The sequence below is a fragment of the Lysobacter soyae genome (assembly GCF_019551435.1).
Classification (GTDB): Bacteria; Pseudomonadota; Gammaproteobacteria; order Xanthomonadales; family Xanthomonadaceae; genus Solilutibacter; species Solilutibacter soyae.
Map to the genome: position 1 here is coordinate 412,826 of NZ_CP080544.1, position 21,056 is coordinate 433,881.

Below are 21,056 nucleotides of genomic sequence, written 5' to 3' on the forward strand. Positions count from 1 at the left end.
TAATTAGGGGTTCACTCTCTGTATCTGGTGTGTGCCGCACATGGCCAACGAGCGTCAAGTTCAGCAATCCGAAATCAAGCAACTGATCAGCAAAGGCCTGGAACAAGGCTATCTGACCTACGCCGAAGTCAACGACCATCTGCCGGATGACGTGGTCGACCCGGAACAGCTCGAAGACATCATCGGTTTGATGACCGGTATGGGCATTGACGTGCTCGAATCCGCGCCCGATGCCGAAACCCTTTTGTTGGCGGGCCAAACCACCGGCGGTCGCGATGTCGATGATACGGCGGCGGAAGAAGCGGCTGCTGCATTGTCGTCGCTCGATACCGAAACCGGTCGTACCACTGACCCGGTGCGCATGTACATGCGCGAAATGGGTACCGTTGAACTGCTGACGCGCGAAGGCGAAATTGCCATCGCGAAACGCATCGAGCACGGCCTGTACCAAATGCTGTTGGCGCTCGCCAGCTTCCCGCTCGTCAACAAGCAAGTGCTTGAAGACTACGCGCAAGTGAAGGCCGGCAAGAAGCGTCTCGCTGAAATGGTGCTCGGTTTCCACGAAGAAAACGCCGAGCCCGAAGAAGAGATCGAAAACGAAGACGCGCTGGCGGCCATGGACGTTGCGGTCGACGACGAAGACACCGACGACGATGACACCGCCGAAGACGATCCGGCACCCACCGGTCCGAATCCGGAGGAAGTGCGCGCGCGCATGGAAGTTCTGGAAGACCTGTACGGCAAATTCGAAAAGGCGTATGCCAAGCATGGCCCGACGCACAAGAGCGTGCTGAAGCTGCGCGAAGAGATGGCCGAAGTATTCTCGGCGTTCCGTCTGCCGCTGCCGATGCTGGAGTCCTTGGTGACCTTGCTGCGCGACTCGATGGACACCATCCGTGAACGCGAACGTCGCATTGCGCATTTCTCCATCGTCCGCGCGAAGATGCCGCGCAAAGACTTCATCCGCAGCTTCGAAGGCAACATCACCAATCTCGATTGGGTTGATGAAATGCTCAAGCGCAAGCAGAAGTGGGGCTCCGAGCTGCGCGAAGTGCGTGATCAAATCATCGCCCAACAAGACTCGGCCATCGAGCTTGAAAAAGCTGTCATGGTGACCGTCGCCGACATGCGCAAAATCGAACGCATGCTGGACGAAGGCGAACGCATGGCACGCGAAGCCAAGCGGGAAATGGTCGAAGCCAACTTGCGTTTGGTGATCTCGATCGCCAAGAAGTACACCAACCGCGGTCTGCAATTCCTCGACTTGATCCAGGAAGGCAACATCGGTTTGATGAAGGCGGTCGACAAGTTCGAACACCGTCGCGGCTTCAAGTTCTCGACCTATGCCACTTGGTGGATTCGTCAGGCCATCACCCGTTCGATCGCCGACCAAGCGCGCACCATCCGTATTCCGGTGCACATGATCGAAACGATCAACAAGTTGAACCGCATTTCCCGCCAAATGCTGCAGCAGTTCGGTCGCGAGCCGACGCCGGAAGAACTGGCCAAAGAAATGGAGATGCCGGAAGACAAGATCCGCAAGGTGATGAAGATCGCCAAAGAACCGATCTCGATGGAAACCCCGATCGGTGACGACGAAGATTCGCATCTGGGCGACTTCATCGAAGACTCCAACGCCGAGTCGCCGATCGAAGCCACCACCAATATCAGCCTGGTGGAAACCGTGCGCGACGTGTTGGCCGGCCTCACCCCGCGTGAAGCCAAGGTGCTGCGCATGCGTTTCGGCATCGATATGAATACCGACCACACGTTGGAAGAAGTCGGCAAGCAATTCGACGTCACCCGCGAACGCATCCGTCAAATAGAGGCGAAGGCGTTGCGCAAATTGCGTCACCCGAGCCGTTCGGAAACCTTGCGGAGTTTCCTCGACGTCGAATAAGACGCTCGTCGGATTCCAAGAACACAGGCGCGGGCACCGAAAGGGCCCGCGCTTTTTGTTTGGGGTGGGTTGGCCGGAACTTGCCCGTTCGCTGCTGATAGAATGACCGCTCGGGCCTATAGCTCAATGGTTAGAGCAGAGGACTCATCGAAAGGTGCCGCCACGTGGAAACACGTGGACGGGAACGGGATGAATTCAAGGAACCCTCAGCGGCGCGCAAGCGGCCGGTGGGAACCCTGAGCCAAGCCGGTGGTACACCACCGGAAGGTGCAGAGACTACCTGAGGGCTGAAGTGCCCTTCATAACAGGCTAGAGCGTCCCGCACCCTACCTGCCCGAGGCAGCGGGTGAAGAGATAGTCCGTCCCTGCGGGAAATCGTGGGAATAGGCGAATCCTTTGGTTCCAGGTTCGAGTCCTGGTGGGCCCACCAAACTCTAAATAGCGATTGGCTCGGCCCTAGAACCCAAGGCCGGCACACGCCGTGCCGGCCTTGCATTACTCACGCCAACGTGCGCAGCGTCGGTTCGCGATCCCACTGTCGCGTCTTCGCCTGCTTCAGAAACGCGTCCACTTCGGCAATATCCATCACGCCTGCATCCGGCTCGATCCCGGCCACCGGCAGGATGTGCTTGCGCGTCCCACCGCATGCGGCAATGGCCTTCAGGTGGCCGAATGCATCACGGAACCAGTCGATGCATGCGGCCTCATTGGCCAAGCGTGCGGCGTCTTCCGGCGTCAGCACACAGGCCACTGCGTCGAACAACACGGAAGGGGTGCCGGCCAATTGGCCGTCTGCTTTCTGCGGCTTGCGGCCCTTGAGTGTCACTAGGCGTTTCGGTGCCACCAACTTCACCGTGGCGCCGGCGTCCTCGACGGCCTTGCGAACCGCGTCGACCGCTTTTGCGTCGCTGCCGTCCGACACCAGAATCCCGACGCAGCGCCCGGCCAACGTCGGCTTCATGCGCGGAATCAGCGTCGTCGCCGGTGAGAGCGGCAGGTCCTGCACCGGGGCTGCCTTCGGTGCCGCGTCCGGAAGTGCTGTCATGCCAAGCCCATCGGCCACGCGCTGGGCCAGCGATTCATCGATGTTTCGCAACTGTGAGACGGTGCGCTCCCGCACGACGTCGTCGTCGACCTTGGACAGCTCAAACACGAACGCCGAGGCGATGTGGGCTTGCTCCAGCGGCGATTGGCTGCGGAAGAACATGCGCGGTTGACTGTAATGATCCGCAAAGGTTTCCGCACGAACCCGGCCCTTGCCTTCGCCTTTGGGTGCTGTCTCGGAAAAACTGCGGAAGCCGTTTGAGGTTTCGCGGCCATTCGGTGTTGAACCGTCGCGATCCAGCGAGGCCGGTTCATAAGCGACGCGCCCTTTGGGCACCTGCATCTGCATGTGCGCGTCGCGTTGATGGTTGGCGAAAGGGCACTTGGGCGCATTGATGGGAATCTGCGTGAAGTTTGTGCCGCCCAGGCGTGAGAGTTGCGTGTCCAGATACGAGAACAACCGGCCTTGCAACAAAGGGTCGTTGGAAAAATCGATACCCGGGATCATGTTCGCCGGGCAGAACGCGACTTGGTCATTCTCGGCGAAATGATTGTCGGGGTTGCGGTCCAGCACCATCCGACCGATCACCGTCAGCGGCACCAATTCTTCCGGAATCAATTTGGTCGCATCCAAGTGGTCAAACGGGAAGGCCTCGGCTTCCGCTTCAGTGAACAACTGCACGGCAAATTCCCATTCCGGGAAGTCCCCTTTGTCGATCGCCTCAAACAAGTCGCGGCGGTGGAAATCGTTGTCCGCGGCTTGCAGCTTCACGGCTTCGTCCCACACGGTGGACTGCAGACCCAACTTGGGACGCCAGTGGAACCGGGCGAAAGTCGATTCACCCTTCGCATTGATCAGGCGAAAGCTGTGGATGCCGAAGCCTTCTATCATGCGCAAGCTGCGCGGAATGCCGCGGTCGCTCATCGCCCAAGTCACCATGTGCAGCGTTTCCGGCGAAAGCGACACGAAATCCCAGAAGGTATCGTGCGCACTGGCCGCCTGCGGGAACCCGCGGTCAGGCTCCATCTTCACCGCGTGGATGAAGTCGGGAAATTTCATGGCGTCTTGGATGGCGAAAACCGGCAGATTGTTGCCCACCAGATCGTAGTTGCCTTCCTGCGTATAAAACTTCACTGCGAATCCGCGCACGTCACGCGGTGTATCAACGCTGCCGGCCCCGCCGGCCACGGTAGAGAAGCGCGCAAACACCGGGGTGCGTGCCTTCGTGTCGGTGAACAATTTCGCGGTCGTGTATTTCGACAGCGAACGCGTCAATTCGAAATAGCCGTGCGCGGCAGAACCGCGCGCATGCACCACGCGATCGGGAATGCGTTCATGGTCGAAATGGGTGATCTTTTCGCGAAGAATGAAATCTTCCAGCAAGGTCGGGCCGCGCGAATGTGCGCGCAGTGAATTCTGGTTGTCGCTGACCGGTATGCCTTGCGCGGTGGTCATCACGCCGGTATCTGCGGTGGCGGATTGATGGGTTTCGCCGCCGGACCCGGACTGCATTTTACGCTTGGAGGGAGCGGAAGCTTTCTTTTTTTTGACGGCCATGTCTTTCTCCAGCTTGTGGGGGATCAGACAAGCAGGCTAGAGCAATCAATGTGACGATTTCGACGTTATCGCCGATGAATGCGCAGGTGCGAGATAGCGTCCGGAGCAGCGAGTTTGATGGAATCCGCGATGGTTTCGCGTTGAAGTTTGGTCAAAATCTTCTCTTCAACGACACAAGCGAGCTGCCGTTACATGCCACGCAAAACCCGGTTTCGCGCAATGGCATCACGTAGCCGCCGGTGAAGGCGGAAAACGCAGGCAACACCGTGCGCTGCGCGCGCAACCAGAACACCGGCGTAAGACCCACGCCGGGCAGGCGAACGACGGGGTGAATATGCCCGGCCAGCTCGTGTGCGTTGTCGGTCTGAGCGGGTTGCGGCGCATGCCTGAAGATAAAGGGTCCGTCTCGCGTGCCATCGTGAAGCTGCTTTATACCCAGTTTTCCGGCATCCAAGTGCCTGTCGTGGTTGCCCGGCAGCACGGCGAAATCGACCGACGCATGTTGGGAACGGAATCGGGCCCATTGCGCATCCACCGCGTCGTGGTGATTCGCATGAAGCATGTCACCCAAGATCCAAAGGGACTTCGCTTGCGTGTGGGCAAGCAGCGCCGTCAATCGATTGAGATCATGCGCGGTGCCGCCGGTGGGAATGCCGATGCCCCATTCGCGAAACGTGTTGCCTTTGCCCAAATGCAAATCGGCGATCAGCAGCCGGTTTTGCGCGGGCCAAAACAATGCGCGATCTGACAACAGTTGCATCGACTCGCCTGCGATATCGACGGCCATCGATTCAGTCATGGCGGAGCTCAAGCTTGGCGGCGGCACGTTCCACGCGGGTTTTCCAATCCTCGGTACTGAGTCTGCCGCGCGCGAACTCGGCCCAGAGTGGAAATGCGAACGGCGTCAGTGACGGCGGTTCATGCAACCGGATCTGACGCGCAGCGCAGTCAGCGAGACAAGTGCGCAATGCGCGAAACTCCAACTGCTGCTCCAAAACTTCGCGCTCGGCCAAAGCCAACAACATATGCCCCGGGTCATACTGCTTGAGCACGTCGAAAATCAAACCGGCCGACGCTTGCAGTTGGCGCATGCTGCGTGCGGATTTCCCCGGCACATTGGGCGGCAGCAGGCCCGCCACCCGAGCGATTTCCCTGAACTGGCGGCGGGCCATTTCTGCGAGGTTCAAGCTTTCGCGCAAATCCTGCAACAAATGGTCTTCCCGCAAGATTTCCCGCAACAACTCGGCATCTGCCGTTATCGGTTTGTCGCTGCTCAACATCAATCCGTAGTCGTTGACCGCGAATTCGAACGAGTTGGGCGTGTGCCGGCCCAAGCGCAGTGCCAACAATGCGGCCAAGCCTTCGTGCACGGCTCGCCCGGCGAACGGAAACAACACAAAGTGGAACCCTTGCCGGGTCTTGTGGCGTTCGACTAACAACAGATCGGGTGCCGGCACGTCGGAAAGCCGGGCTTGCGTGGCAATCAGGCGACGCGAGGCACGCATTTCCGCAGATGCAGGTGCCTTTGCCAAAATCACCTCCATTGCATGGGCGAGTTCTGATGACATTGGCATTTTGCTGCCCATCCAACGCGGGACCGCATCGGTTTGCTTCTTCGCTGGCCGGACATAGGCGGTCATGCCCTCTATGCGCACGAATTCCAAACTGCGCCCGGCGAATTGAAAAATTTGTCGGGGCCGCAAACGCCCCGCGAAGCTTTCCTCCATTGTGCCCAGATGTCCGCCACGCATCATTTTGATGCTCACCTGTGCATCGCTTGCGATAGTGCCAATCGACAAGCGCTGCCTCAGGGCGATTTTTCTATCCCTTACCGTGTAGCGGCCGTCCACCACTTCCACCCGACGAAATTCCGGATAGTGTTCCAACGCTTCACCACCGCGGACAATGAAATTCAACACGGCGTGCCACTGCGCATCGCTCAAGTCTGCGAACGCGTGGGTCGTACGCACTTCCGCCAACAACTCATCGGCGTCGAAGCCACCGCCCAAGGCGACAGTGACGGCGTGTTGGGCAAGCACATCCAACGAGAGCACTGGCGGTTCCCGTGATTCCACCCGGCCGGTTTTCAACGCCTCTCGCGCAGCGGCGTATTCGGTGATTTCAAGCGCATGCGATGGCACGCAAATCACGTGGCCCGCTTCGCCCGGTCGATGCTTCGAGCGCCCTGCCCGCTGCAGCAAACGGGCTAAACCTTTCGGGCTGCCAATCTGAAAGACCTGGTCGACCGCCGGAAAGTCGACGCCCAAATCCAGGCTCGATGTGGCGACCACGCAACGTAATGTCCCCTTGCTCAATCGGTGCTCAACGTCAAGACGTAGCGCGGCGTCCAACGAACCGTGGTGCAAGGCGATCGCTTCGGGCGCGCCCAACCAACTCGCTTGCAGCGCCTTGTGCCATAGCTCTGCTTGCGAACGCGTGTTGGTAAAAATGATGGATGTGCCGACCGCGGAAATTTTCTCGTGCACCCGTGCCAATTGCGATAGACCGAGATGGCCGGCCCAAGGGAACCGCTCGGCTTCTGCGGGCAGCAAGGTTTCCAGCGTAACCGTGCGAGGCCGCGCCGCAGTGATGATGGCACTGTCCGGGCGATGTGGCAGCAACACCTGCGCCGCTTCTTCCAGATTGCCAAGCGTGGCCGACAGGCCCCACGTGCGCACCTGTGGGTTCCATTTGCGCAAGCGCGCCAAGCACAGTTGCAACAGTACGCCGCGTTTATTGCCCAGAAGCTCGTGCCACTCATCGACGATGATCGCTTCCAGTTTGGCCAGCGTCTGATCTGCGTCCGGGTAAGACAGGTGCAAGGCCAGCGATTCTGGCGTTATCACTACGACCTCCGCCTGCCCTGTTCGCACCAAGCGTTTGTCGCGCGACTTGGCATCGCCCGTGCGTTTTGCCACCGCCCAATCCAACCGCAAGGCCTCAATCGGTGCAGACAAAGCGCGCACCGTGTCGTTGGCCAGGGCGCGCAACGGCGTCACCCAAAGCACACGTGTCCGCGCCGGCTTCGCCGAGCCGCGTGATATGGGTTTCGCAGGGGGCGTCGGGTTTCTCAATGCGTCAAGCAGCGGCCCGCCGAATGCCGCGAGGGTTTTTCCGCTGCCCGTGGGGGTCACCAGTAAACCGGATTCGCCGGCGAGATACCGGCGCCAAACGTCCCGCTGGAACGGTGCAGGGCGCCAACCTTGCGATTCGAACCATTGGGCCAGCGCGTGCCGCTGCGAGGCGGTCATCGCGCCAGCGCCTTCAAGGATTCGAGCCGGTCGGCGTCTTGCGCGCGCTTGTCTTCGCGCCAACGCAAAATGCGCGGGAATCGCACCGCGATGCCGGACTTGTGACGCGAAGACATGTTGACGCCTTCGAAACCGAGCTCGAAGACTTGGAAGGGTTTGACGGCGCGCACGGGTCCGAAACGTTCCGTGGTGTTCGCACGAATCCATTTGTCCAGCCGGAGGATCTCCGCATCCGTGAGTCCGGAGTAAGCCTTGGCCACCGGTAACAAGGCGTCGCCTTCCCATAATGCAAAGGTGTAATCGGTGTACAGACTGCTGCGGCGTCCATGCCCGGCCTGCGCATAGATCAACACCGCGTCAATGGTCAGCGGGTCGACTTTCCATTTCCACCAATCGCCCCGCTTGCGACCGAACTTGTAACTGGCATCCAGCCGCTTCAGCATGAAGCCTTCGACGCCGCGCGCTCTGGATTCTTCTCGCAAACGGGCGGCGTCCACCCAATTCGCCACTTCAATCCGTGGCGATACTTCAATGGCGTCGGAACCGAGCGCTTCAATAACCTGCTGCAAGCGCGCGCGTCGCGCCGACAGTGGCCATTCGCGCAGGTCTTCCCCCGCGTGTTCCAGCAAGTCGTAGGCCAACACGCGAACCGGTGCCTCCGCCAAACTCTTGGCGCCGGGTTTGCGCCGCTGGATTCTCTTTTGCAAAGCCGTGAACGGCATGGGCGATGCGTCCGCCGAATTCCACGCCAGCAGTTCGCCATCCAGCACCGCGTCTTCCGGCAACGACCGAAGCGCTCGTTCCACTTCAGGGAAACGGCCGTCCATTCGCTCCTCTCCGCGCGACCAAATCGCAGCTTCCGTGCCACGCCGAATCAGCTGCGCACGAATTCCATCCCACTTCCACTCAAGCAGCCAATCATCCACCGACCCCAGCGACTCGGGCGAAGACTCCAAAGGCGAAGCCAGATAGAACGGGTACGGTGAGGCCGCATCACCCGGCTGGGGGTCATGTGACAGTAACGACAAATACGCCTGTGCCGACGGTCGCCACTCGCCCAGCATCCGCTGCGCGATGACGGAAATGTCCAAGCCGGATACTTCTGCCAATGCCTGCTGCACCAAACCTTGCGAAACACCGATGCGCAAAGCGCCGGTGAGCAGTTTGTTGAACACCAGGCGCTGCCAGTAGGGCAGTTCGCGCCACGCGCCCACCACCACATCCCGTCGCACCGCCACTTCTGCGTTGGCGACTTGCGCCAGTACGTTCTCGATCCAGAACGAGAGCGCGACGTCCGACGTTCGCGTCGCCGGGTCGTCGAGTAGCAAAGCCAATGTTTCGGCCAAATCGCCCACCTGATTGTAAGACGCTTCGACCAGCCAAGCGGGCGTTGCGCTTTCTTCCGAAATCCACTCGCGCAACTCCCCGCTGCTGGCAATCCGCGCGCGCGCACCGCCAATCTTGCCCCCGGAGAGTAGGTGGATTGCCCAAGCCGCGTCTTCCGGTGCGGCGTGTCGAAAGTAAGCCGACAGCGCTGCGCGTTTCTCGTTGGTGGCAGTGAGCCGGTCGAGTTGTTGGTAGAGTTCGGCGAAGAGGCGCATCAGTCGTCTCCGCCGAAATCGGTGTCGAAAATCCGTGTGTGAATGCCGGATGCGTTCAGCACGCTGACCAAAGCATCGGTGTTGCCATGGGTCGCAATCACTTCGCGGGCACCGGTTTCTTTCACCGTCCGCAGCAGGTCGGGCCAATCCGCGTGGTCCGACAAGATGAAACCGCGATCGTAGTTCCCTCGACGGCGATTGCCGCGCACCCGCATCCAGCCCGATGCAAATCCGTGCTGTGCGCGTTTGAATCGTCGTAGCCAAGGACTGCCGGCGGCAGACGGGGGTGCAATGATGAGCTTGCCGGCGAAATCAAAATGTTTTTCCGCCTCAGCCACGGGATGCGTTTCAACCATGTCGATGCCCGCGCTGCGATATACCGCTACACCGGTGTCCACGGCGCCATGCAGCCAGACGGGTTCGTTGTCGACGCTCAACAGTTCCGCCAGTACGCGTTGCGCCTTGCCGAGCGCGTAGCAATACAGCACGGCCGCTTGGTCTTTCGCGGCGCAGTCTTTCCGCCAGGCGGAAATTTCCTGGACCACCGCTCGCGTTTCCGGCCAACGATAAATCGGTAGCCCGAACGTGGCTTCGGTAATGAAAGTGTCGCAGGCGATTACCTCGAATGGCACGCAGGTCGGGTCGGGCTGTCGTTTGTAGTCGCCGCTGGCCACCCAAACACGTTCGCCGACTTCAATGCGAACTTGGGCCGAACCCAACACGTGCCCGGCCGGATGCAAGGACACGCGCGCATTTCCGAGCGTGAAGGGTTCGCCGTACTCGTTGACGGTGTAGTTTTGATCCGCCCCCAAACGCCAGTGCAAGATCGGCAACGACGCGCGTGTCGTGAAGTAACACCCCATTCCGCGGCGCGCGTGGTCGCCATGCCCGTGGGTGATGACGGCGCGTCGCACTGGTTTCCACGGGTCGATGTGGAAGTCGCCCGCGGGGCAATACAGCCCCTCGGGCCGCAACACCACCAGGTCTTCATTGTGTTTTTTGTCCGCCACCGGGTTGTTCGCCGTGCACGTCGTTCCGCGACAGCTTGCCGAGTGCAAAGTCGCAAATGCGTGACGCAGTTCGGATTGTGAAACACCGATTTAGCAAGTTCACGTCTGCCGCACAAAGCTTCAAGTAGCGTGTTAAGTCGACCCAAACTGTCTCTGAACAATGCCCTCAAGTTCTGAAGCCTCGCTCTCCGATGCGCACCAACCCTCTCGTCTGGAGCAACTGCTGGAGGCGATGAACGCGGTCAAACGCGGTGACTTCACAGTCAGCTTGCCGGCGCACTGGGACGGTATTGAAGGCATGTTGGCCAACGCCTTCAATGAGATCGTGGCCTCGGATCAACAAGTGGCGAACGAATTGGAACGACTGGGCGACCTAGTCGGAAGGCAAGGCCGCTTGCGTGAGCGCATGAACGCGGGAAACCGCCAGGGCTCCTGGTTGCAAATGGAACAATCGGTCAATCGGTTGATCGACGATCTGGTTCGCCCGATCGACATGATGACCGAAGTGGTCTCGGCGGTTTCCAAGGGCGATCTGGGTCGAAGCGCGCCGCTGGAATACGGCGGTTTGCCGTTGCAAGGCGAAGTCTTGAGCTCAGCCATCATCGTCAACCGCATGATCCAGCAAATGGGCGCCTTCAGTTCGGAAGTCACCCGGGTGGCATTGGAAGTGGGCACGGCTGGACGCTTGGGCGGTCAGGCGCAGGTCGAAAACGTGTCCGGCGTGTGGCGAGATCTGACCGATTCTGTCAACCAGATGGCGAACAATTTGACCGCGCAGGTGCGAAACATTGCCGAAGTAACGATCGCCGTGGCCAACGGCGACTTGTCTCGCAAGATCACGGTGGACGTCCGCGGCGAAATTTTGGAATTGAAGGAAGCCATCAATCGGATGGTGGACCAGTTGCGCGGCTTCGCGGCAGAAGTAACGCGGGTGGCGCGGGAAGTCGGGACCGAAGGCAAGCTGGGCGGCCAGGCCATCGTGCCCGGTGTGGCCGGCACGTGGAAAGACTTGACCGACTCGGTCAATGCGATGGCGTCGAACCTGACGTCGCAGGTGCGGAACATCGCCGAAGTGACCACCGCGGTGGCCGAAGGCGATCTCTCCAGAAAAATCACGGTCGACGTGCAGGGCGAAATTCTTGCGCTGAAAAACACCATCAACACCATGGTCGACCAGCTGCGCGGCTTTGCATCAGAAGTGACCCGGGTGGCGCGCGAAGTGGGTACTGAAGGCAAGTTGGGCGGTCAGGCACAGGTGCCTGATGTGGCCGGTACCTGGAAAGACTTGACCGACAACGTCAACTCGATGGCGTCGAATCTGACCGCGCAGGTGCGCAACATCGCCGAGGTGACCACCGCGGTGGCGCGCGGCGACCTTTCGCGGAAGATCACGGTAGACGTGCGCGGCGAAATTCTTGAACTGAAAGACACGATCAACACGATGGTGGAGCAGCTGCGCGGCTTCGCGGCCGAAGTGACGCGGGTGGCGCGCGAAGTGGGTACAGAAGGCAAGTTGGGTGGTCAGGCTCAGGTGCCGGGGGTGGCGGGTACATGGGCTGATTTGACCGACTCGGTCAACGCAATGGCTTCAAATTTGACGGCGCAGGTGCGTAACATCGCAGAGGTGACCACCGCCGTCGCCACTGGCGACCTCTCGCGCAAGATCACGGTAGACGTGCGCGGCGAAATTCTGGAACTGAAGAACACCATCAACACGATGGTGGACCAGTTGAATGGCTTCGCCGCCGAAGTGACACGGGTGGCGCGGGAGGTGGGCACGGAAGGGAAGCTCGGCGGTCAGGCGCAAGTGCCAGGTGTTGCGGGCACGTGGAAGGACTTAACCGACAACGTGAATTCGATGGCCGGCAACCTAACCGCACAGGTGCGCAACATCGCTGAAGTGGCCACCGCGGTTGCCAACGGCGATTTGTCGTTGAAGATCGACGTGGATGTCCAGGGGGAAATCCTGGAGCTGAAAGACACGCTCAACACCATGGTGGACCAGCTGCGCGGCTTTGCGTCTGAAGTGACACGTGTGGCGCGCGAAGTGGGTACCGAAGGCAAGTTGGGCGGCCAGGCTCAGGTGCCGGATGTTGCCGGCACTTGGAAGGATTTGACCGACCACGTGAACTTGATGGCCTCCAATTTGACGGGCCAAGTCCGCAACATCGCGGAAGTCACGACGGCGGTGGCCCAAGGCGATTTGTCGCGGAAGATCACGGTCGACGTACAAGGAGAGATCCTTGCGTTGAAGAACACCATCAACACCATGGTGGATCAGTTGCGCGGCTTTGCCGCTGAAGTCACGCGGGTGGCGCGCGAAGTGGGCTCGGAAGGCAAGCTCGGCGGTCAGGCCCAAGTTCCGGGTGTCGCGGGCACCTGGAAAGACCTGACCGATAACGTGAACTCCATGGCCACTAACCTCACCGCGCAGGTGCGCGGTATAGCGCGCGTGGTGACGGCGGTTGCAAATGGCAACCTGCAACAGAAACTGACGGTGGAAGCGAAAGGCGAAATTGCCGAACTCGCCGACACCATCAACTCGATGACCGATACCCTGGGCATCTTCGCAGACCAGGTCACCACGGTGGCGCGCGAGGTGGGTGTCGAAGGACGCTTGGGTGGGCAAGCCAATGTGCCGGGCACCGCAGGCATTTGGAAAGACCTCACTGCAAACGTTAACCAATTGGCGGAAAACCTCACCACTCAGGTGCGAGCCATCGCCGACGTGGCCACCGCAGTGACCCAGGGCGATCTCACCCGGTCGATTCAGGTCGATGTGCGCGGTGAGCTGGCAGATTTGAAAGACAACATGAACGCGATGATCGGCACCTTGCGCGCGACCACCGAATCCAATCGCGAGCAAGACTGGCTGAAAACCAACCTCGCGAACTTCGGCCGCATGATGCAAGGCCAACGCGACCTGAAAACTTTGGGCGGCATGCTGCTGTCTGAATTGGCGCAACTGGTCGGCGCCCATCAAGGTTTGATTTATGTTGTCGATCCGGAAACCTCGTCCACCGAAGGTCGGCTGCATTTGCTCGCCGGGTATGCCGACAACGGCGAAAACAGCGAACGCATTCTCCAATTCGGCCAGGGCTTGATCGGCCAATGCGCGGCGGAGCGACGCACCATTTTGTTGCGCGAAGCGCCCGCTGGTTCGGTGCGAATCACATCAGGCTTGGTCAGTGCAGAGCCGCACAACATAGTGGTGTTGCCTGTGTTGTTCGAAGGGCAAGCAAAGGCGGTGATCGAGTTGGCGTCGTTGTCCGCCTTTACGCCCAGCCAGTTGAGTTTCCTCGAGCAGTTGTCCGGCTCGATCGGTATCGTCTTGAACACCATCGAAGCCTCGATGCGGACCGAGCATTTGCTGGCGCAGTCACAACAACTCGCCACGGAGCTGCAAACCCAGCAGCGCGAACTGCAACAGACCAACGAGGACATTGCGCTCAAGGCACAGCTCTTGGCCGAGCAAAAGAATGAGGTGGAAGCGAAGAATCAGCAAATCGAACAGTCGCGGGTGGCGTTGGAAGAAAAGGCCGCGGAGCTCGCCCTCACATCGCGCTACAAATCAGAATTCCTTGCCAACATGTCGCACGAGTTGCGCACGCCGTTGAACTCCATCCTGATCCTCGGCCAGCAACTGGCGGAGAACCCGGAAGACAACTTGAGCGACCGGCAGGTGGAATTCGCAAAAACCATTCACGCCGCAGGCACCGATCTCCTAAACCTGATCAGCGATATTCTAGATTTGTCGAAGATTGAATCCGGCACGGTCACGGTCGACAGCGAAGACCTGCGCTTCGCAGCACTGCGTCAAAATCTGGAGCGCGGTTTCCGCCACGAAGCCGAACGTCGCAATCTGGACTTCATACTCGATTTCTCGCCCGATCTCGGCCGGTCGATGACCACCGACCCCAAGCGCTTGCAACAAATTCTGAAAAACCTGTTGTCGAACGCGTTCAAGTTCACCGAGCAAGGTAGCGTCAAACTCAAAGTCGCGCCGGCGCGCAAGGGCTGGACCCCGGGCCACGAAGTGCTCGACCAAGCGCCCGCAGTGGTGGCCTTCGAAGTCACCGACACGGGTATCGGTATCTCCGCCGACAAACAGAAGATCGTGTTCGAAGCGTTCCAGCAGGCCGACGCGGGCACCTCGCGCAAATTCGGCGGCACCGGCCTCGGCCTCGCCATCAGTCGCGAAATTGCCGGTTTGTTGGGCGGTGAGTTGAAGTTGGAAAGCCAACCGGGCGTAGGCAGCACCTTCGTCTTGTATCTGCCGTTGGACTACGTGTCCACAGAATCAAGCATGCCGGCGCAGCGTGAGCCGGTGGAGCCCGCCGATGTCGATACCGTCGGGCGCGTGCTGGAAAGCATCGAAGATGATCGTACGCAACTGGGCGAAGGCGAGCCGTGCTTGCTCGTGATCGAAGACGATCCCAACTACGCCTCGGTATTGCGCGATCTGGGGCGCTCGCGCGGATTCAAGGTGCTGGTGGCCAACCGCGGGGCGGAAGGCTTGCGACTGGCGCGCGAGTTCAAGCCGGTGGCGATCACGCTTGATGTGTTCCTGCCGGACATGCTCGGCTGGACCGTGTTGTCGCGTTTGAAGCAAGACCAAGAAACCCGGCACATTCCGGTGCAGGTGGTGACGGTTGAAGATGAGCGTCAACAAAGCATGGAGCGCGGCGCGTTTTCTTATCTGGCCAAGCCCTCGGACACGGGCACGATTGATGCGGCCCTCGAGCGTATTCGCCAGTACTCGCTGCCTCGTGTCAAGCGATTGCTGGTGGTCGAGGACGACCCCGTCGAGCGCATGAGTATCGGCGAACTGATTCGCCACGATGACGTGGCGGTCGATATGGTCGGCACCGGTGAAGATGCGCTGGCAGCCCTTCACAGCGGGAAGTTCGACTGCGTCGTGCTGGATTTGAAGCTGCCCGACATGAGCGGATTCGATTTGCTGGAGCGGATAGCCGATCAGCCTGAATGGTCTGATCTGCCAGTGGTGGTGCACACCGGGAAAGACCTGACGGCTGAAGAAGAGGTGCGATTGCGCAAGGCGGCGAAATCGGTGGTGATCAAAGGCGTCGAGTCACCCGAGCGCTTACTGGATGAAACTGCATTGTTTCTGCACCGGGTGATCGACAACTTGCCCCCCGGGAAGCAAGCCATGGTGAAACGTTTGCACGACTCCAACGAAATCCTGGCAGGCAAACGCGTGCTGGTAGTGGATGATGACATCCGCAACATCTTCGCCTTGTCCACCTTGTTGGAACGGCAGGGTATCGAGGTGGTGTCCGCCAACAACGGACAAGAGGCCATCACCCAAGTCGAAAAAGAACACTTCGACTTGATCCTGATGGACATCATGATGCCCGGAATGGATGGGTACGAAACCACCAAGACGATTCGTGAGAATCCCGCGTACCGCGCGTTGCCGATCATTGCGTTGACAGCTAAAGCGATGAAGGGCGACCGCGAGAAGTGCATGGAAGCCGGGGCGTCGGATTACATGGCCAAACCGGTGGTCACCGACCAATTGCTTTCCATGCTGCGCAACTGGATGCACCGCTGATGCCCGTCAATGTTCTCCTGGTGGATGACCAAGCGAGTCGCCGTTTGACCTACCGGGCGATTCTCGAACCGCTCGGTGAAAGGTTGTTTGACGCAGTCTCGGGTGAAGATGCCTTGCGGCTTTTGATGCAGCACGAATTCGCTGTCATTCTGCTCGATGTCAATATGCCTGGCATGGACGGGTTTGAGACCGCCACCATGATCCATCAACATCCGCGCTTTGAAAAAACGCCGATCATTTTCGTCACTGCGGTGAACATCGACGACATGGACCGCCTGCGCGCGTACAAACTCGGTGCGGTCGACTATGTGTTGGTGCCTGTCATTCCGGAGATATTGCGCAGCAAAGTGATGGTGCTGTGTGAATTGGCTCGAAAGGGTCGGGATTTGAAACGAGCGAATTTGGCTCTTGCGGAAGCCAATGAGGCGCTGAGGTTGGAAAAATCGCGTGAGCTCGCCATGCTCAACGCTTCGTTGAAAACAGCCAACGAGCGATTGGAAGAGCGCAACGATGCGCTCTTTCAAGAAGTCGAAGAGCGACGTCGTATTGAAACCAAGCTCCGCGATGTCGATCGTCGCAAAGACGAGTTCCTTGCAACGCTCGCGCACGAATTGAGGAATCCGCTGGCGCCACTGCAAAATACGTTGATGATTCATGCGCGGACAGGCGAAAGGTTACCGCCCGAATTGGTGGAGATGATGCAGCGGCAAGTGCATCAGTTAGTTCGCCTGATCGACGACTTGCTGGATGTCGCTCGCATTTCCCAAGGCAAGATCAATCTGCAATTCAAAAATATCCCCCTGAAAGAAGTGGTTTTGCCTGCGATCGAGGCGGCCAAACCGCTGATTGATTCGCGCGGTCACACTTTCCACATTGCCATGCCGGAAGAATATATCCATCTGAAGGCAGATGCGGAGCGTCTCACCCAAGTGTTTTCCAACCTTCTGAACAATGCGGCGAAGTACACGGAGCCGGGCGGAGAAATACTTTTTGAATTGACCGTCGTTGACAACGAACTTCGTGCAGTCGTCAGCGACTCGGGCTTGGGCATGGACGCCGATGAAATAGATCGCGTTTTTGATATGTTCTCCCAGCTGGAGCGCGGCTCTATCCACTCGCAAGGCGGCTTGGGGTTGGGTCTGACGTTGGTACGCGAGTTGGTCGGGATGCATGGGGGGGTGGTCAAAGCCAGTAGCGGCGGACGTGGCAAGGGCAGCGAGTTCAGCATCCGGCTCCCGGTGCTTGCCGCCACAAGCGAAGTGCAAGACGAACCGGAAGCACGCGCCCCTCTAAACACGCCGCCCGCGAGAAAAACCGTTCTGGTGGTCGACGACAACCGGGATGCCGCCGACAGCTTGGCGATGATGATTCGCATGTTGGGCCACGACGCGCAAGCGCTGTACGACCCCACCACGGTCGAAGCCGCAGTCATTGCGCAGCGACCGGACATCATCTTTACCGATATCGGTATGCCGGAAATGGACGGGCGCACGCTTGCCGCACGCTTGAGGCAACTTCCCGGAGGAGAGGCGATAGTGCTGGTGGCCGTCAGTGGCTGGGGACAGGCGCAAGACAAACGCATGAGCATCGATGCCGGCTTCGATCAGCACTTGGTCAAACCGCCCCAGTTCGAGTCCATACAGGCTATTTGCAGTGTCGCTCGGGAAGAAGCAAAGTCATGAACGGGAAACCCACTGTCACTTGGCTGGGACGTCTGGCGCACGATTTGCGCGGACCCATGGGGCCATTGCAAATGGCGGCCAGCATGATTGCGCAACCAGGACTGGATGACGGACAGAAAGCCGAGCTGTGCAAGTTGGTCGAACGTCAGGTCTCCTTGCTGGCAGATATGGTAGATGAACTTGCGGATTGGGCCAGTTTGTCTGAGGGTAAATTGGTGGCAGGGCTTGAAGAAGCCGATCTGGAATGTTTGCTCATCAATGCCATCGATTCATTGGATGCACCGTTGCGCCGCAGAGTCACCTTAACCGCGGGCGTCCCCACAACAATTCCAGCGGATGCGTCACGACTGATCCAAGCATTCAAGGCGTTGATCGAGGCGCGTGCAGCCTTGAAGCCGGAAGAAACCATCGCCATCGGCTTCACTGTGTTGCCGGACGGCATGATCGAGCTTGCCATCGGTGCGCCCACAGAGCGCAGCGAAATACTGGAGTCGGTGATGGACGTTCCTGCGCCGGAAGGGAAGAAACTCGGACTCGCCTTGCCCATCGCTAGTGCCATTGTTCGCGCGCACGCAGGCCGATTGACCTGGGTAGGTGAATGCGGTGAAAAAGTGCTTACCCTGAATTTCCCTCAATACGAAACCTGAACAACGCCGGTCTATTTCTCCCCGACTTCACGTCTGAATTTTCAAACTCCAGTTGAGATTTTCAGATAGATGGGATTGGCAAATGTCAAAGAAAGAGCTGGACGCACTTGAAGCCGCTGTTGAAATTCTATCCAAGGATCACGAGGAAGTAGATCGCCAATTCGGCGAGTACAAAAAGCTAATGGATTACGAAGCGCCGGCCGCTCAACGAAAGGCGCTCGCCGACAAAATTTGTGATGCGCTCTCACAGCATGCCGAGATGGAAGAACAGATTTTCTATCCGGCTGCGCGCCGGTATTTGGAAAAAGACAGTGAAGAGATCATGGATCACGCCGACGTGGAACACGCCACGCTGAAAGTCTTGATCGCACGCATCACGTCTACAAAAGCAAGCGACCCGCACTTCGATGCCTATGTCCACGTATTGGGGGAATACGTGAAACACCATGTGGAAGAGGAAGAAGACGAAATGTTTTCCGAACTGCGCAAACAAGGCGCGGACATGGACGAGGCACTAGAAGCGATGAAGGCCTTCAAAGTAAAAAAGAAAGGAGCACGAAAATGACCGATGCAACAGTCCTTGTGGAAAAATTTTGGAAAGCGCTGGACGCTGATCGCACGGTCATGTTATGCGCCGAGGGGGTCGCGCCGCGACCGATGACGGCATTGCGTGAAGATGGGCAGGGTCCGATATGGTTCTTCACAGCAATCGACACGGAAATGGGCCGTGCAACCGAAGGTGGAAAACCTTTGGGCGCCGTGCTGATGTTGACCTCTAAAGGACATGACTTGTTCGCAAGTGCCACCGGTCAGTTGGAACAACACAATGACCGTGAAGTAATCGATCGTCTTTGGAATCCGTTCATTGCCGCCTGGTATACGGGAAAAGATGACCCGAAGCTGCGTCTCATGCGCTTTCAACCGGACCAAGCGGAGGTGTGGGAAAACGGCAATAGTTTGCTCGCCGGAATCAAGATGCTAATCGGCATCGATCCGAAGCGAGACTTCAAAGACCAAGCAAAACAGGTCAAGCTGTAACCGGATCTGTTTAGGAAAGCACTAGAGGCTCCGGTTCTTAACCGTCTGCGACATCATTTTCGCGTCGCAGGCGGTTTTGCTTTGCCGTCCCTCAACAGTGCGCTGACGACAATGCCCAAGCCGAGCACTGCGGCGATCACGAAAAGTACAAATGCCACCGCCGGATAGCCAAGAAGGCGTGGGCCGCCCTCGCTGCGCATCAACATCGCCGATGCCACTATCAGTGCGGCAACAATGATTCCGGTGCTGATCCGATTCGCGACCTTTTGAATATTTTCAATCAGGTAAGACTCTTCCAAGCCGGTCATTTTCACTTGAAGCCGGTTGTTTGCCAGTAGACCCAAGATCTCCGAGAGTTGCTGTGGTGCCTCTCGCACCAGAGCTTGCATTGCCATCGCTTCGCTGGCGATTTTGGCCGGTGAAAACGATTTGCGCATTCGTTGTTTCATCACGTGCTCAAGGTGATTCTCCACCACACGTTTGACGTCAAGCTCAGGATCCAACGCCGAGCTCACCGCTTCCAGATTTAGAAGCGTCTTTCCGAGCAGCGTGAGTTCAGGGGGCGTGCGCAATCCGCATTCCGGGCCGAGTAAGGTGATATCAAGGACCAACCGCCCTTCGCTTAACGAGCGTCGTCCGGACAACGCCGCATATCGCGCCACCATCTGACCCACTTCGCGCACGTACTTTTCTTCGTCGAAGTCCTCCAGGCGGGTGCTCATGGCTATCGATTCCGCAGCCGCGTCTTCGCCACGTCCATCGATCGCCGCGAACAAAAGTTTCAGTAGCTGCTCGCGCCTTTTCGGCGGCACGTGCGCCACCATGCCGAGGTCGAGCAAGGCAATGCGGCCGTCCTCCGTGACCAACAAGTTGCCCGGGTGGGGGTCGGCGTGAATTTCGCCGTAGACGAACACTTGGTCCAGATACCCGCGCATGACCGCCGCGGCCAACGCACTCATGTCTTGTTCCGTTCTGCGTATGCCGGAAATGTCCGTGGCTTTGGTCCCCTCGACCAAGGTCATGGTCAAGACTCTTTCGCGCGTGTAATCCCAGATGGGTTGCGGAACGAACAGCTCGGGGTAGTCGGCGAAATGCGCATCGAAACGTTGCAAATTCTCTGCCTCGACGCGGTAGTCGAGCTCTGCCAGCAAGGACTTGCTGAACTCATGAGCCCAGTCCGAAAATTGCACGCGTCGGCCGATGTCGGTCCAGCGATCGGCTTTGTCCGCCAGGGCGGTGAGGGCCGCCAAGTCAATGCGAATGCCTTCGATGATGTTGGGGCGTTGCACTTTGACTGCAACAGGTCTTCCGTCGCGCAATCGTGCGCGATGCACTTGTGCCAGTGAAGCACTACCCAAGGGCGCGGGGTCGAATTCCGCAAACGCGGTACTGATTTTTACGCCGAGGTCTTGTTCCACCACTGCTTTTACCGCATCAAACGGTAGCGGTTCAACTTGGTCCTGAATCCGTTCCAACGCCTTCACGTAGTCAGGCGGAACCATATCCGGACGCGTCGAGAGTGCCTGACCGATCTTTACAAAGGTTGGCCCGAGTGCCTCAAGATCGGAAACAAACCGTTCCGCCCGTCCCTCGGATGCTTCGGGGGGCGCGGGAATATTCGCCGCATCCGCTGAAAGTCCGCTAAAGATTCCGGCGGAGCGATATTTCAGGAAGAAACTCAAGATTTGCGCCGAGCGCGCGATGTTGGTGGTTTGTGCCGTCATAAAAATCCTCTCCGAGCACGAGAGGA

General features: G+C 58.8%; 12 protein-coding genes. 6 read left to right on the forward strand and 6 right to left on the reverse strand.

The annotated features are described in order from the left end of the window. Positions 1-40: 40 nt before the first annotated feature. The gene (gene rpoD / locus H8L67_RS01955) at positions 41-1,900 is read left to right on the forward strand and encodes an RNA polymerase sigma factor RpoD (protein ID WP_220380119.1); all 1,860 of its coding nucleotides are present in this window, start codon (positions 41-43) and stop codon (positions 1,898-1,900) included. A 499-nt stretch (positions 1,901-2,399) separates the two neighbouring features. On the opposite strand, the gene H8L67_RS01960 is transcribed toward rpoD, so the two are convergent. The 5 genes from H8L67_RS01960 to H8L67_RS01980 form a co-directional block, all read right to left on the reverse strand. Then, entirely contained in the window at positions 2,400-4,502 is a 2,103-nt protein-coding gene (locus H8L67_RS01960; protein WP_220380120.1) for a catalase, read from the reverse strand. Positions 4,503-4,653: 151 nt separating this feature from the next. Beyond that, the gene (pdeM, locus tag H8L67_RS01965) at positions 4,654-5,301 is read right to left on the reverse strand and encodes a ligase-associated DNA damage response endonuclease PdeM (protein WP_255556004.1); all 648 of its coding nucleotides are present in this window, start codon (positions 5,299-5,301) and stop codon (positions 4,654-4,656) included. After that, positions 5,294-7,753: a ligase-associated DNA damage response DEXH box helicase gene (locus tag H8L67_RS01970; RefSeq protein WP_220380121.1), complete on the reverse strand. Its 2,460-nt coding sequence runs from the start codon at positions 7,751-7,753 to the stop codon at positions 5,294-5,296. The genes pdeM and H8L67_RS01970 overlap by 8 nt, the downstream gene beginning before the upstream one ends. Further along, the gene (locus H8L67_RS01975; protein ID WP_220380122.1) at positions 7,750-9,354 is read right to left on the reverse strand and encodes an ATP-dependent DNA ligase; all 1,605 of its coding nucleotides are present in this window, start codon (positions 9,352-9,354) and stop codon (positions 7,750-7,752) included. The genes H8L67_RS01970 and H8L67_RS01975 overlap by 4 nt, the downstream gene beginning before the upstream one ends. Beyond that, positions 9,354-10,364, reverse strand: coding sequence for a ligase-associated DNA damage response exonuclease (locus tag H8L67_RS01980; protein ID WP_220380123.1), 1,011 nt, complete (start codon positions 10,362-10,364; stop codon positions 9,354-9,356). Before H8L67_RS01980 ends, H8L67_RS01975 begins: the two co-directional genes overlap by 1 nt. A 160-nt stretch (positions 10,365-10,524) precedes the next feature. On the opposite strand from H8L67_RS01980, the gene H8L67_RS01985 reads away from it, so the two are divergent. The 5 genes from H8L67_RS01985 (at position 10,525) to H8L67_RS02005 (ending at position 19,306) form a co-directional block, all read left to right on the forward strand. Next, entirely contained in the window at positions 10,525-15,939 is a 5,415-nt protein-coding gene (locus H8L67_RS01985) for a hybrid sensor histidine kinase/response regulator (protein ID WP_220380124.1), read from the forward strand. After that, positions 15,939-17,621, forward strand: a complete 1,683-nt coding sequence (locus tag H8L67_RS01990) for a response regulator (RefSeq protein WP_220380125.1) — start codon at positions 15,939-15,941, stop codon at positions 17,619-17,621. The genes H8L67_RS01985 and H8L67_RS01990 overlap by 1 nt, the downstream gene beginning before the upstream one ends. Further along, positions 17,618-18,268 (forward strand): sensor histidine kinase, encoded by a 651-nt coding sequence (locus tag H8L67_RS01995; protein ID WP_220380126.1) that lies wholly within the window; start codon positions 17,618-17,620, stop codon positions 18,266-18,268. The genes H8L67_RS01990 and H8L67_RS01995 overlap by 4 nt, the downstream gene beginning before the upstream one ends. Before the next feature lie 82 nt (positions 18,269-18,350). Further along, positions 18,351-18,833 carry a hemerythrin domain-containing protein gene (locus H8L67_RS02000; RefSeq protein ID WP_220380127.1) on the forward strand — a complete coding sequence of 161 codons (483 nt, stop codon included), beginning with the start codon at positions 18,351-18,353 and terminating at the stop codon, positions 18,831-18,833. Continuing rightward, a complete protein-coding gene (locus H8L67_RS02005) occupies positions 18,830-19,306 on the forward strand; it encodes a pyridoxamine 5'-phosphate oxidase family protein (RefSeq protein WP_220380128.1) in 477 nt (158 codons plus the stop codon). Before H8L67_RS02000 ends, H8L67_RS02005 begins: the two co-directional genes overlap by 4 nt. A gap of 53 nt (positions 19,307-19,359) precedes the next feature. On the opposite strand, the gene H8L67_RS02010 is transcribed toward H8L67_RS02005, so the two are convergent. Beyond that, positions 19,360-21,030, reverse strand: coding sequence for an ABC1 kinase family protein (locus tag H8L67_RS02010; RefSeq protein WP_220380129.1), 1,671 nt, complete (start codon positions 21,028-21,030; stop codon positions 19,360-19,362). Between the last annotated feature and the right edge of the window lie 26 nt (positions 21,031-21,056).

Bases quoted from the DNA above. Each gene is read 5' to 3' on its own strand.
- H8L67_RS01995 (WP_220380126.1), top strand. From the start codon at position 17,618: ATGAACGGGAAACCCACTGTCACTTGGCTGGGACGTCTGGCGCACGAT.
- H8L67_RS02005 (WP_220380128.1), top strand. From the start codon at position 18,830: ATGACCGATGCAACAGTCCTTGTGGAAAAATTTTGGAAAGCGCTGGAC.
- rpoD (WP_220380119.1), top strand. From the start codon at position 41: ATGGCCAACGAGCGTCAAGTTCAGCAATCCGAAATCAAGCAACTGATC.
- H8L67_RS01985 (WP_220380124.1), top strand. From the start codon at position 10,525: ATGCCCTCAAGTTCTGAAGCCTCGCTCTCCGATGCGCACCAACCCTCT.
- H8L67_RS01990 (WP_220380125.1), top strand. From the start codon at position 15,939: ATGCCCGTCAATGTTCTCCTGGTGGATGACCAAGCGAGTCGCCGTTTG.
- H8L67_RS02010 (WP_220380129.1), bottom strand. From the start codon at position 21,030: ATGACGGCACAAACCACCAACATCGCGCGCTCGGCGCAAATCTTGAGT.
- H8L67_RS01975 (WP_220380122.1), bottom strand. From the start codon at position 9,354: ATGCGCCTCTTCGCCGAACTCTACCAACAACTCGACCGGCTCACTGCC.
- H8L67_RS02000 (WP_220380127.1), top strand. From the start codon at position 18,351: ATGTCAAAGAAAGAGCTGGACGCACTTGAAGCCGCTGTTGAAATTCTA.
- H8L67_RS01970 (WP_220380121.1), bottom strand. From the start codon at position 7,753: ATGACCGCCTCGCAGCGGCACGCGCTGGCCCAATGGTTCGAATCGCAA.
- H8L67_RS01960 (WP_220380120.1), bottom strand. From the start codon at position 4,502: ATGGCCGTCAAAAAAAAGAAAGCTTCCGCTCCCTCCAAGCGTAAAATG.
- pdeM (WP_255556004.1), bottom strand. From the start codon at position 5,301: ATGACTGAATCGATGGCCGTCGATATCGCAGGCGAGTCGATGCAACTG.